General features: G+C 68.4%; 14 protein-coding genes and 1 tRNA gene. 10 read left to right on the top strand and 5 right to left on the bottom strand.

Annotated elements, in window-relative coordinates; translation table 11 throughout:
• Positions 1-34: 34 nt before the first annotated feature.
• Positions 35-1354: an anthranilate synthase component I family protein gene (locus ASC55_RS01045; RefSeq protein WP_055872388.1), complete on the bottom strand. Its 1320-nt coding sequence runs from the start codon at positions 1352-1354 to the stop codon at positions 35-37.
• Between the two features lie 41 nt (positions 1355-1395).
• Here ASC55_RS01045 and ASC55_RS01040 point away from each other — a divergent pair, with 41 nt between their 5' ends.
• Genes ASC55_RS01040 through ASC55_RS01030 form a run of 3 tightly spaced genes read left to right on the top strand, consistent with a single transcriptional unit; the run spans position 1396 to position 3962 of the window.
• The gene (locus ASC55_RS01040; protein WP_055867623.1) at positions 1396-2067 is read left to right on the top strand and encodes a DedA family protein; all 672 of its coding nucleotides are present in this window, start codon (positions 1396-1398) and stop codon (positions 2065-2067) included.
• A 4-nt stretch (positions 2068-2071) separates the two neighbouring features.
• Entirely contained in the window at positions 2072-3097 is a 1026-nt protein-coding gene (locus ASC55_RS01035; protein ID WP_055867622.1) for an App1 family protein, read from the top strand.
• 1 nt (position 3098) lies between these two features.
• A complete protein-coding gene (locus ASC55_RS01030; RefSeq protein WP_055873068.1) occupies positions 3099-3962 on the top strand; it encodes a hypothetical protein in 864 nt (287 codons plus the stop codon).
• 4 nt (positions 3963-3966) lie between these two features.
• Here ASC55_RS01030 and ASC55_RS01025 read toward each other — a convergent pair whose 3' ends face one another.
• Both ASC55_RS01025 and ASC55_RS01020 read right to left on the bottom strand, forming a co-directional pair.
• The gene (locus ASC55_RS01025) at positions 3967-5178 is read right to left on the bottom strand and encodes a glycoside hydrolase family 3 N-terminal domain-containing protein (protein WP_055872387.1); all 1212 of its coding nucleotides are present in this window, start codon (positions 5176-5178) and stop codon (positions 3967-3969) included.
• 19 nt (positions 5179-5197) lie between these two features.
• Positions 5198-5854 carry an SDR family oxidoreductase gene (locus ASC55_RS01020; RefSeq protein WP_055867615.1) on the bottom strand — a complete coding sequence of 219 codons (657 nt, stop codon included), beginning with the start codon at positions 5852-5854 and terminating at the stop codon, positions 5198-5200.
• 136 nt (positions 5855-5990) lie between these two features.
• Here ASC55_RS01020 and ASC55_RS01015 point away from each other — a divergent pair, with 136 nt between their 5' ends.
• Positions 5991-7013, top strand: coding sequence for a DUF2804 domain-containing protein (locus tag ASC55_RS01015; RefSeq protein ID WP_055872386.1), 1023 nt, complete (start codon positions 5991-5993; stop codon positions 7011-7013).
• On the opposite strand, the gene ASC55_RS01010 is transcribed toward ASC55_RS01015, so the two are convergent.
• Positions 7000-8070 carry an NAD(P)-binding domain-containing protein gene (locus ASC55_RS01010; protein ID WP_055867609.1) on the bottom strand — a complete coding sequence of 357 codons (1071 nt, stop codon included), beginning with the start codon at positions 8068-8070 and terminating at the stop codon, positions 7000-7002. The genes ASC55_RS01015 and ASC55_RS01010 overlap by 14 nt on opposite strands.
• 148 nt (positions 8071-8218) lie before the next feature.
• On the opposite strand from ASC55_RS01010, the gene ASC55_RS01005 reads away from it, so the two are divergent.
• From ASC55_RS01005 to ASC55_RS00980, 6 genes are all read left to right on the top strand, one after another.
• Positions 8219-8291 (top strand) — tRNA-Ala (locus tag ASC55_RS01005).
• Positions 8292-8373: 82 nt separating this feature from the next.
• Positions 8374-8997 carry a hypothetical protein gene (locus tag ASC55_RS01000; protein WP_055872385.1) on the top strand — a complete coding sequence of 208 codons (624 nt, stop codon included), beginning with the start codon at positions 8374-8376 and terminating at the stop codon, positions 8995-8997.
• Between the two features lie 70 nt (positions 8998-9067).
• Positions 9068-9652 carry a helix-turn-helix domain-containing protein gene (locus tag ASC55_RS00995; RefSeq protein ID WP_055872384.1) on the top strand — a complete coding sequence of 195 codons (585 nt, stop codon included), beginning with the start codon at positions 9068-9070 and terminating at the stop codon, positions 9650-9652.
• A gap of 133 nt (positions 9653-9785) precedes the next feature.
• Entirely contained in the window at positions 9786-10019 is a 234-nt protein-coding gene (locus ASC55_RS17445; protein WP_200935123.1) for a PLD nuclease N-terminal domain-containing protein, read from the top strand.
• Positions 10016-10933 (top strand): ABC transporter ATP-binding protein, encoded by a 918-nt coding sequence (locus ASC55_RS00985; RefSeq protein WP_055872383.1) that lies wholly within the window; start codon positions 10016-10018, stop codon positions 10931-10933. The genes ASC55_RS17445 and ASC55_RS00985 overlap by 4 nt, the downstream gene beginning before the upstream one ends.
• Positions 10930-11691, top strand: a complete 762-nt coding sequence (locus ASC55_RS00980; RefSeq protein ID WP_055872382.1) for a hypothetical protein — start codon at positions 10930-10932, stop codon at positions 11689-11691. Before ASC55_RS00985 ends, ASC55_RS00980 begins: the two co-directional genes overlap by 4 nt.
• Positions 11692-11841: 150 nt before the next feature.
• Here ASC55_RS00980 and ASC55_RS00975 read toward each other — a convergent pair whose 3' ends face one another.
• On the bottom strand, positions 11842-12126 hold the full coding sequence (locus tag ASC55_RS00975; RefSeq protein ID WP_055867594.1) for a hypothetical protein: 285 nt from the start codon (positions 12124-12126) through the stop codon (positions 11842-11844).
• Positions 12127-12256: the final 130 nt, after the last annotated feature.

Raw genomic sequence — 12256 nt, 5'->3', positions numbered from 1 at the left:
CGAACGCACGACCAATCTGAAGGAAAAAGCGGGATCAGTTCAGGATATCGGAACGCCAGAGCACAGGCATTCCGGCGCCGAGCGCGGCGAGCGGTGCGCGCGCCTTGGTCGCCACCTCCGCCACCTCGGACGCCGCGACAGAGCCCCAGGTGATGCCTCCCCCGGCGCCGACGACGGCCAGCTCCCCCTCGATCAGGATGCTGCGGATCACCATGGCCAGATCCAGGGTGCCGTCGGCGCCGATGTAGCCGAAGCAGCCCGCGTACACGCCGCGGGGCCCGCCCTCCAACTCGTGGAGCCTGGTCATCGCCGACAGCTTCGGAGCGCCGGTCATGCTGCCGGCGGGGAAGGCCGCCTCCAGCAGAGCACCGACCGTCGTCCCTGCGGCCGCGACGCCGCTCACCGTGCTCACGAGTTGGTGCACGGCCGGATAGCTCTCCACCACCCACAGCCCCTCGACACGGATGCTCCCCGGCTCGCAGACCCGCGAGAGATCGTTGCGCATCAGGTCGACGATCATGACGTTCTCGGCGCGCTCCTTGCGATCCGTCGCGAGCTCTGCGGCGAGCGCGGCGTCTGCGACGGGATCGGAGCTTCGGGGCCTGGTGCCCTTGATGGGACGCGTGCGGATGATGCCTCCGTCCGCATGGAGGAACTGCTCCGGGCTGGCGCTCAGCAGCGTGCGGTCGCCGATCCGCACGAACCCGCCGTGGTGGGCGGGCGTGGCGGTGCGGAGCCGGTGGTAGACGTCCACGGCGTCATGCGCTCCCTTGACGGTGAAGCGCGTGGTCAGGCACAGCTGGTAGGCGATACCCGCACGGATGAGATCGCGGCAGCATTCGATGAGGGCCGCATACTCCTGCGGGTCGTGGCGCGCCTGGGCGACGCGGGTCTCGTCGGCCCGCACGGGCATGGGCACGGGTTCCCGCGCCCCGGCCAACGCGGAGACAGCGGCTGCCCAGGCTTCGGCGTCGTGATCCGCACTGAGGGCCCACGCGCGGCCGAGGGAGTGGTCGAAGGCGACGACACGGGTGGCGCGCAGCCAGGAGCCGCCGCTCTCCTCGACGGCGCCGGCCACGGGCGCCCCGGCGACAGGGGCGCCGCTCTCATAGTCGAGCCAGCCGACCCACCCCCCGGTGAACGGCGGCAGCGCGGGATCGGCGGCGCCCCTGTCGAGGCGCACCTCGCGCGGAAGTGTCGAGCGCTCCCCCGTACCGACGAAACTCCACCCCGTCGTGGCGGCTGCCCCGGCATCGAGCCAGAACACATCCGCGGCTTCGGCTTCCAGCATCCCGAACACCGACGACGGCTCCACCCAGGCGGGAAGCGGTCGAGCACTCAGCTGTTCGGGCACCTTTCCAGCCTAGGACCGGGCGGCTCCCGTATCCTCATGGGGTGGACGACCTCCTGATCTGGCTCCTCGACACCGTGCAGTCGATCGATCCGGTCGCCCGCACGCTGATCGCCGGGCTCGCCGTGATGCTGGAGACGAGCATCCTGATCGGTCTCGTCGTTCCCGGTGACACGATCGTGATCATCGCCTCGATGGGGGTCGCCACTCCGCTGGAGGGCGTCGCGATGGGCGTCGCGGTCGTGATCGGGGCACTGATCGGCGAGAGCATCGGCTTCTGGCTGGGGCGCTGGCTGGGCCCGCACATCCGGGTGTCGTGGTTGGGGCGCAGAATCGGTGAGCACAACTGGGTTCGCGCCGAGAACTATCTCGAGCGCCGCGGCGGCATCGCGATCTTCCTGTCCCGCTTCCTCCCGGTGCTGCATTCCCTCGTCCCTCTCACCGTGGGCATGAGCGAGTACCCGTACCGCAGGTTCCTGGCGTGGACGGCTCCCGCGTGCGTCCTCTGGGCCACCGCCTACGTGAGCGTGACGTCGCTCGCTGCGGGCAGCTTCCGCGAACTGGTCGATCGCGTGCACTTCGCGGGATACATCTTCGTCGGCGTGATCGCGCTCTTCCTGCTTCTGGCGTTCCTCGGCAAGAAGCTCCTGCAGCGCGTCGAGGCGCGTCATCTGGAGGGCCCGGAGGCAGAGGCCGACGCCGACGTGAAAGACTGAGGCAATGGCATCGGCTCCCCCGGCCCCCCGGATCCACTGGTTCGCCCGACTCGAACATCGCCTCCACGTCTGGCGAGAGGGTCGCGCGCGCCGTCGAGGCCGCGTCGCGACGATCCTTCCCTTCCCCGGGTACGGCGGTCCCGGCTGGGTCCGCGTCGTCGGCCGTGTTCTGATCGTGCCGCCGCAGCGTCGTACCCGCGACGGTGAGCCCGCGAGCGTTCGTGGCTGGCGCAGCTTCGTCGGCATCCCCGTGGGCTTCGCCGCCGTGAGCGTGCATTTCGGCGGCACCACTCATCAGGTCGCCGCCGACCGCGGCGGTGTGGTCGACGCCATGATCCGCGTCGATCTGGAGCCCGGCTGGCAGACGTTCACGTTCTCCGTCGAGGGACAGCCTCCGGTGGAGGCACGAGCGTTCATCGTCGCTGAGGGCACGTCGTTCGGCGTGGTGTCGGATGTCGACGACACCGTGATGGTCACGGCCCTCCCTCGTCCCTTCATCGCCTTCTGGAACTCCTTCGTGCTCGACGAGCATGCCCGTCTTCCGGTACCTGGAATGGCCGTGCTCCTCGATCAGCTGCTGCGGCAGCACCCCGGTGCACCGATGGTCTACCTCTCCACGGGGGCGTGGAACGTCGCCCCCACTCTGTGGCGCTTCCTCGGCCGTCATCTCTTCCCTGCCGGTTCCATGCTCCTGACCGACTGGGGGCCCACGCATGAGCGCTGGTTCCGCAGCGGGCGCGAGCACAAGCTGACGAACCTGCGGCGACTCGCGACCGAGTTCCCCGATGTGAAGTGGCTGCTGATCGGTGACGACGGCCAGCACGACGAGTCGATCTACAGCCAGTTCATGGAGGAGTACCCCGACTCGGTCGCGGGCGTCGCGATCCGTCGTCTCCTCCCTGCCGAGGCCGTCCTCGCGGGTGGTCGGGCAGGCCATGAGCCGCACTCCGAGGATGTCGCCCCGTGGGTGAGTGCCGAAGACGGTGCCGGTCTTCGCGATCTGCTGGGCGAAGCCGGCATCCTGCACTGACATGTCCCTCTCCCGCCAGGACTGGCTGGTCCTCGAAGAAGCGCATCGTGAACGTGCCGATGCTCTCACTGCTGCGCACCGTGACCGGGCGACCCGGGCGGAGAAGCACCCGGTGTGGGACTTCCTCTTCACGTACTACTCGTACAAGCCCGCACAGCTGCGACGCTGGCACCCGGGCGCCGGCGTCGAGCTCGCCGATGCCGGCGAACGCCTCGACTGGCGCTGGTACCGCGCAGGACGATCCGCTGACAGCGCGGTTCCCGATGCGGCAGCTTTCGGCCGAGAGAAGGCGGAGCTGGCATCGCTCATCGAGAAGATGCTCCGCCGCACGGCATCGCGGCCAGGGCAGTTCGGCTGCTTCGGTCTGCACGAGTGGGCGATGGTGTACCGCGCCGACAAGCACCGACATGCGGTTCCGCTGCGACTGGGGCAGGCAGGCACGGATGCCGTCGTCGAGAATCACGACCTGCGCTGCACTCATTTCGACGCCTTCCGCTTCTTCACCCCCGAGGCGGTCCCCCGCAACCGCACCTCGTTGAGTCGCGACGAGCAGCCGCTATTCGAGCAGCCGGGGTGCCTGCACGCGGGCATGGACCTGTACAAGTGGGCGACGAAGCTCGGGCCCCTCATCCCGGGCGACCTCCTCCTGGATTCGTTCGAGCTCGCTCGCGACATACGCCTTCTCGACATGCAGGCGGCACCGTACGACCTCTCGGCGTGGGACGTGGTTCCCGTTCCCATCGAGACGCCCGAAGGCAAGGCCGAGTACGTGCGTCGGCAGCGAGGGTTCGCGGACCGCGGGGCCGCCCTGCGCACCGCACTGCTGAACGCCTGGCTCGGCGCCGGGGCCCGCGACGCGGCCTGAGCGCTCAGTCCACCCGGTCGCAGTCTTCGCAGACCGCCCAGGAGGCCGTCGCGGCGGAGAGCTGCAACCGCAGCGCGACCACGCGCGTCGCCGCTTCTTCGAGGCGCTCGGGCGACAGCGTGCCCGTCTCGACCGCCGCGGTGATGCCGTGCACCATCGATCCCGCCGTCTGCGCATCGGAGCCCGCGACCATCAGCACCAGGTCGTTCCCCGCGGCGATCGCCGCCACTCCGTTCGCGACCGGGTCCGCATAGGCCGGGTCTCCCGACGAGAGCAGCATCCCGAGGTCGTCGGTGACCGCGACACCCGTGAAGCCGAGCTCGTCCCTGGCGATCTCATGCCAGGTCGGCGAGAGGGATGCCGGCAGGGTGTCGACGGCCGTGTAGGCCAGATGCCCGTACATCAGCAGCGAGGCCCCCGCGTCGATCCCTGCAGCGAACGGAACAGCGGCGGTGGCACGCCACTCCTCGAGCCCCATCGTCGTGCTCGGGATCGCATGATGCGAGTCGCCGGGCGCCGCACCGTGCCCGGGGAAGTGCTTGAGCGTCGAAGCGAGGAACTGCTCCTGCGCACCGGTCGCAGCCGCCACGCGCTCCGCCGCACCGGCCGGATCGGTGCCGAGTGCACGGCCATGGATGAACGAGCCGGGATCGGCCGTGTAGTCGGCCACGGTGCCGAAGTTCACGGTGATCCCCGCGCGTGCCACCAACGAGCCCCGCGCGGCGAACGCCGCGGAAGTCTCAGACACCGGAAGACCCTTCAGCGAGGTGGAAGCGGCATGGTCGTCGCCGTTCAGACGCGAGACCAGACCGCCCTCCTGATCGACGGCGATGAGCGGCGGCAGCGTCGGATCCACCGTGAGCGCGGCGGTGAGCGCCTGCAGCTCGGCTTCGGATGCCGGGATGTTGGCCCCCATCAGGATGAATCCGCCCAGGCCCGATTCCATGTACGCCCGGAGCGCGCCCGGATCGGTCCCCGCCACGTGTCCCATCACCACGGTCGACGCCTGTTCCCCGACAGGCATCGCCTTCACCAGAGCTGTCGCGCGGTCGACGAACCTCTCGGCTCCGGTGCTCGGCACCGTGGCCGCGGGAGTGCGCGGAGCCGTGGTCGCCGTGATCGAGGCAGACGCCGCCGACGAGGCGCAGAGCCCCACCGCTGCGGCGAGCGCGAGTGCGCCTGCCGCCCGTCCCCGGTGTCGAGAGTTCACGCGCATCGGTGCGGTGCAGGGCTCGTCAGCAGGAGAGGGCCTCGGCGATCGGCACCGCGGCGTCGGTGTCGCCGTTCCCGAAGCGGATCGTCCGGCCGACCGTGCACGGCTCGTGGAGGGTGGCTGCGATCACGGCCGCGACGTCGGCGCGTGATACCGCTCCTCGACCGTCGGGGTCGATCTGGATCCGGCCGGTGGGCTCGTCGAAGGTGAGCGTTCCCGGTGCGAGGATCGTGCCCTCGAGGCCGGTTCCTCGCAGGTGCTCGTCAGCGGCCCACTTCGCGTCCGCGTATGGGAAGAAGGAATCGTCCTGCGGCACGCCATGATCGGCGGTGGAGCCGAGCCAGGACACCATCACATACCGTCGGACGCCGGCGCGTTCGGCCGCGTCCATGGAGCGCTGCGCCGCGTCGCGGTCGACCGCGTAGGTGCGCTCGGCAGACCCTCCGCCGGCACCTGCCGACCAGACGACGGCGTCGTGACCTCGGATGATCTCGGCGAGCGCCTCGACGTCCATGCTCTCGACGTCGGCGACCAGCGCTTTCGCCCCGCCGGCTTCCACATCGGAGGAATGATCCGGGTTGCGGATCACTCCCGTCACCTCATCCCCTCGAGCGACCAGGAGCGGCGCGAGCAGGAGGGCGATGCGGCCGTGGCCGCCGAAGACGATGATTCGCGACATGTCTTCACCCTACGCTCCCCTCCCCGAGCGCGGCGGGGGTCTGGTCGCTGTCGATCCCGAACCTGGCACTCGGTCCTCTACACTCGGGTCAACGACGCCGACCCGAGACGGTGTCCCTCCCGACAGCAGGACGACGATGCCCACACCGCTGATCGAGCGCGAGATCACCGCGCACGTGTCACTCACCACCCCCGACGGGGCCTTGAACCACGATGCGCTGGGCTGGTCGCGCGTACCGGTGCACGACACCTCGGGGATCCCTGGCCGCGGTCATTGGGGGCGCAACAAGCGCTGGGAGTACTGGAACGTGATGACGGCGTCGCACATCATCGCCTTCACGGTGTCGTGCGTCGACTACATGTCGCTGCATGAGGTGTGGGTGCTCGACCGAGCGACCGGTGACGACATCGGCACGACGGTGATATCGCCGGGAGGCCGCAGCGCGACGCTACCGGCGTCTCTCGGTGCAGGGCCCGTCCGAGCGCGCACCCGTCGCATCACCATCGACGTCGACGAGACGTTCGACGGGACCCGTCTGCGTGGCACCGCTCCACGGGTGTCCTTCGACCTGCTGGCGGGCCGTCCTCCCGGTCACGAGTCCCTCGGTGTCGTCGTCCCCTGGCGCCGGGGAGAGGACATCTCCCGTTTCCAGTACACGGTGAAGGATGTGGCACGCCCGACGACCGGGACGGTGACGGTGGACGGCGTCACCCACGACGTGTCCGCGAGCAGCTGGGCGGTGCTCGACCACGGACGCGGACGCTGGCCCTACCGCGTGCGTTGGAACTGGGCGGCGGGGAGCGGTACCGTCGACGGCCGCGTCATAGGGCTGCAGCTGGGCTCGAAATGGACCGACGGCTCCGGGGCGACCGAGAACGCGCTGCTGGTCGACGGACGCCTGTCGAAGATCAGCGAGGAGCTCGTCTGGGACTACGACCCCGAGCAGTTCCTGCGCCCGTGGCGTGTGCACGGGACGAGCGCCGACCTCACCTTCACCCCGTTCTATGACAAGCACTCGCGCACGAATGCCCTGGTGATCTCGAGCAGGACGGATCAGCTCTTCGGCGTGTGGTCGGGCTGGGTACGGGACGACACAGGTAGGCAGGTGCACGTCGACGGCATCGAAGGATTCGCGGAAGAGGTGCTCAACCGCTGGTGACGCGCGCGTTCGTGGACTGCAGCGCCCGCTGCACTCCCTTCGCCGCCGAGCGACCGGCACGATTGGCACCGATCGTGCTCGCCGACGGACCGTAGCCGACCAGCTGCACGCGGGGGTCTGCGACAGCCGTCGTACCGCGGCCGTTCCGGTCCAACTGGATGCCCCCGGCCGCACTGCGCAGGTGAAGAGGAGCCAGGTGCGTGACCGCAGGGCGGAACCCGGTGGCCCACAGGATCACGTCGACCTGCTCGAAACTGCCGTCGGCCCAGCGCACCCCGTCGGGTTCGATCCGCTCGAACAGGGGACGCCGGTCGGCGTAGGCGCCCAGACGCTCGGCCTCCCGCTCCTGCGGGCGGAGCATGAGCCCGGTGACGCTGACCACGCTCTCAGGGGGGAGACCGGCGGCGACGCGCTGCTCCACAAGCGCGACGGCTGCAGCTCCTGCCTCCGGTGTGAAGTCGTCGTTGCGCCACACCGGTTCTCGACGGGTGACCCACAGCGTGTCGGTGATCGGCGCGAGTGCGCCGAGGAACTGCACGGCGGAAGCTCCTCCGCCCACGACGAGCACCCGCTTGCCGATGAAGTGCTCCGGCCCCGGGTAGTCGACGGTGTGCAGCTGTTCGCCGACGAAGGTCTCCATACCGGGGAAGTGCGGCAGGAAGGGATGCGACCAGGTGCCGGTCGCATTCACGAGGGTGCGGGTCGTCCACTCCCCCTCGCGGGCGCGCACGACGAGCACGCCATCCCGGTCGTCCACCCGCTCCACGTGCACGGGACGGAGCACCGGGAGGGCATGCCTGTGCTCGTAGGCGGCGAAATAGGCGGGCACTGCCTCGTTCGCGCGTGTGCCGTCGCGTGGTGGAGGCGTGTCTCCCGGCAGCTCTGCGACCCCGTGCACGTCACGCATGGTCAGCGCGTCCCACCGGTGCTGCCAGGCACCCCCGGGACGCGTATCCGCGTCGAGGACCACGTGCGAGATGCCCAGCCGCGCGAGGTGGAAGGATGCCGAGAGGCCGGCCTGCCCTGCGCCGATCACCAGACTGTCGAGGATGCTCACGCCGGGTTCAACGCCCCGCTCCACGCGCTTGTTCCTCTCCGCCGTCGTCCACGCCGTGACGCGCCCGGGATACCCACCCCGATTGGTGCTCGTGTCGATTCGTGTAGTACTCTTTTCAAGTTGCTCCGGCTGGTCCGGAACAGCGTCTGGGCCTGTGGCGCAGCTGGTAGCGCACCTGCATGGCATGCAGGGGGTCAGGGGTTCGAGTCCCCTCAGGTCCACAGAAAAAGCCCCCGGTTCTCCGGGGGCTTTCTTCGTCTTATGGGGTCGCTCCAGTGGACGAGGACACGATCAGGAGGCGCCATGACGGAGACACCCCTCGCCTACGCGGACCGCGTGCGCACGCTCCTGGGTTATCGGACGGTGAGCGAGCTCATCGCGGACGATCACAACGTCTTCATCGACCCCTACTCCGCCCTCCTCTCCGTGCACGCTCGGATCGGGACCGGAAACGTGTTCTCACCGAACGTCCGTATCGACGCTGAATCCGACGCTCTCCGTATCGGAGACGGCAACAGGTTCTTCGAGGGCACCCGCATCGAGGCGACCGACGGCGGGCGCGTGAGCATCGGTGCCGACAACGAGTTCGGCCCGCACGCCGTTGCCCTCCTCGCGAATCGTCACGATGCCGTGATCACCGTCGGCAGTCGAGTGCGTCTCATCGGGAGGATCGACCTCGCAGGCGCTTCCACGCTGGGCGATGGATCGCAGATCCTCGGCGACGTCACCGCGGTGAACGTCTCGCTCGTCGGCGGCGGGAGCCACCGCGACCCCGACCCTGACCTGCGCGGCGCCGTGCTCAAAGGACGGGGCCGCGCCACCGGACTCACGCTGGCTCGCGGCCACGTCATCAATGCAGACGGTAGTTTCGCCACCGCCGCCGTAGAGGCTCAATCGGTCTATCACCCCCGCCCCGCCGTCGACTGACCTGTCGACCGTGAGGCAACGAGGCCACGCTGTTTACCATTATCACTATCAATACTGATAGCGTTGCAATGTGGCTACTTCTTCGGCACTTCTGCATCCGGTTCGCCTTCGTATCGTCCAGACGCTGCTGGGCGAGGAGGAACTCACGACGCACCAGCTTCATGAGCGCTTGGCCGACATCCCGATCGCCACCCTCTACCGGCACGTCGGCCACTTGGTCACGCACGAGCTGATCGAGGTGGCAGATGAGCAGCAGGTTCGAGGAGCGAGCGAGAGGACCTACCGCCTCTCCCCGAGTTTCGCCAACCCCTCAGCGGAGGAACTGAACTCCCTGAGCAACGAGGAGCTGCTGACGGCGTTCACGGTCTTCACCTCCGGACTGATCCGCGACTTCAGCGACTATCTGCACGCCGGAGACCCGGACCTGCACGCCGATCGGGTCAGTTTCGCTCAGGCGTCCTTCTGGGCCAGCGACGAGGAGGTCGATGAGTTCGGGCGCACCCTCATGACGGCACTCGAAGGCGTGCTGACCAACGAACCGTACGCGGGTCGCCGCCGTCGCACTCTCAGCACGGTTCTGATGCCGCGCGAAACCGCCCCCGGAGGCGATGCGCGTCGGGGCAGCACTCCGAAGAGCGCGGAGCCGAACGGCTGAGCGATATCGACGTCGCGAAGGCGGCGAGTCAGTGGTGGGTTGCTGCCCACCGCTGATTCAGCTGGCCGTGCGTGGCTCGTGCAACACCCGCGCACTCGGCCACGGCCATCCTCTGAAAGAAAGGGAAGTCCTTGTGAACCCCGTGAACTTCGACACGTCGATGCTCCTCCCCCTCATGCCTGTTCTCGTCCTCGTGGCCGTGCTCATCGGATGGTCACTCGTCGACATCATCCGCAGGCCCGTCGAGCATCTCCCCAAGTGGGCGTGGGTATTGATCGTGCTGCTCGCCGTCCCGGTCGGCGCGGTCATCTACATCATCATCGGCCGAGCCCAGGGCGAGAGACTCAGAGACGAGGACCTGCGGTGACCGCGGCGCTGAAGGTCGGAGACCTCACCCGTATCTACCCGGGCGGTGGCGGCATCCGTAGCATCGACTTCACCGCTGACGAACGCGCCGTGACGGCCGTCATCGGGCCCAACGGAGCCGGAAAGACGGTCCTGTTCAGCATCATCGCAGGCCTCGCCCGGCCCGAGTCGGGCACCGTCGAGTTCGCCTCGCCGAACGCACGTGTGGCGTATTGCCCTGACGTGCCCCAGTTCGAGTCCTGGCTCACCGCACTCGAAGTGGTGGAGATCTCCCTCGCGATGTCACGCAGACGCGAAGACCGAGCGCGAATCGTTCGTGAGACCGCGCGGGAAGCCCTCGAGGCGTGCGGCCTCGGATCGGTGAAGGATCGTCGTGTCGCAGACTTCTCGCGCGGCATGCTCCAACGCCTCGGCATCGCGGCAGCGCTGGTCACGGATCCGGAGATCCTGATCCTCGATGAGCCGAACAGCGCGCTCGACCCCATCGGCCGCGCCGACGTGCGCGGGATCATCACCGCGCAGAAGCGCCACCGCTGCATCCTGCTCTCCAGCCACATGCTCAGCGAAGTCGAACAGCTTGCCGACCACATCGTCGTCATCGACCAAGGGCGCGTCATCACCCAGGGAACGACGGCGTCGATCCTCACTGAGGGCATCGCGCCCGTCTGGACGATCCGCCTCGGCGCCCCCGCACAGATCAGCGCTGCCGACCTTGCGGTTGCTGTCCCTGAAGCGCGCTTCGAGTTCGAAGCGGACATGCTGTGCACGGTCCGCTTCCCCAGCTTCGAGTCAGCCGCCGAACACCTGGTGACCGCCCTGCAGAACCTCCGCGCGCCCATCATCGAGGTCACTCTGCGCGATCGCGACCTCGACGCGTCATTCGCCCGCATCATCCAGAACCAGGAAAACCGATGACACTCATCCTCGCCTCGGCCCGCGTCGAGACGCGACGCCTCATCCGTTCCGGAGCGCTGATCGGTCTGCTCGCCGTGTTCGCGTTCTTCGGACTCTCCGGCCCCGCCCTCGCGCTCTACATGCCCGAGTTACTGGCCGCTGCCGCCGGCACCGAGCAACTCACCATCGAAGCTGCCGACGCCACCCCGATGGACGGGATCGCATTGTTCAACCAGAGTGCCATGCAACTCGGTCTCATTCTGGCTGTCGCCCTCGCGATCACCTCCATGAGTTGGGACACCCGCCCCGGCTCTTCGATCTTCTACCGCACCCGGGTCAGACACCTCGCCCCGCTGATGCTGCCCCGCCTCGTCATCAACTGGATCGCGGCCGTCGGGAGCTACGCCGGGGCTCTGCTGCTCGCTGCCGCACTCACCACGGTGTTCCTCGGTCCGATCGACAGCGGGCTGATCATCACTGTCGGCGTGGCTTCTGCGCTCTACCTCATCATGGCGATGAGCATCGGATACCTCATCATGGCGCTGACCAGGCGCACCGCCCCCGCGATCGCCGCCGCGACCCTGCTGATGCTGGTACTGCCGCTGCTGAGCAGCGTCGACGCACTGACTACCTGGGCTCCGACGACGCTGCTCACTGCATCAGGCGTCGGACTCGCGGACCTCGCGGCGCCGCTGCTCTCGGCGGCAGCCGTCTCCGTCGGATGCGTGATCACTGCCGGTCTCATCTCGAACCGGCAGAGCCTTCGACGCGACGCATAGGTCGCGTGTGAGCGTGTCCGTGCGGCCCGTCGCACGCGGTTTCTCCGAGCACCTCGGTCGGTGGAGCACCCCACAGGCGAACGAAGAAGCGCACCCCTCGATGATCGAGGGGTGCGCTTCTTCGCGGTGGCCAGCGCCTCGTGCGGTCGACTACGTCGCCAGCAGCGGCGGCCGATGGGGAATGGAGATCGGACGTGTGGCCCTGCTCGAACCACGCATCCGCTCGACGTCCTCGAGCACCTCGAAAACGGTCCCGTATCGGGTGGCGAGAGGCAGGTCGCGCAACCAGGTCACTTCGACTTCTGTTTCGGCGAGCTCGTACACGCACGCGACCACGTGGCGTGGATCGTTGGGCGAGTAACGAAGGTCGTTGATCACCCACTCCGATGCCGTGATGCGATTCAGCATGAAACGCGGATCCGGAAGTTCAGACATGTGGGGGCCCTCCAGGACTCTCTCTCCCTAGAGAGTGCGCCACGAACCGTTGCCGGGGAAGCCCCTTGACACCACGCGAGGACGGTGCCGTCGGTGGATTCGGTCGCGGCACGGGCGCGGAGAACCGCGA

Origin of the sequence: Microbacterium sp. Root322, from assembly GCF_001425645.1 — a bacterium.
Taxonomy (GTDB): domain Bacteria; phylum Actinomycetota; class Actinomycetes; order Actinomycetales; family Microbacteriaceae; genus Microbacterium; species Microbacterium maritypicum.
This window is presented reverse-complemented; position numbering and strand designations above follow the sequence as displayed.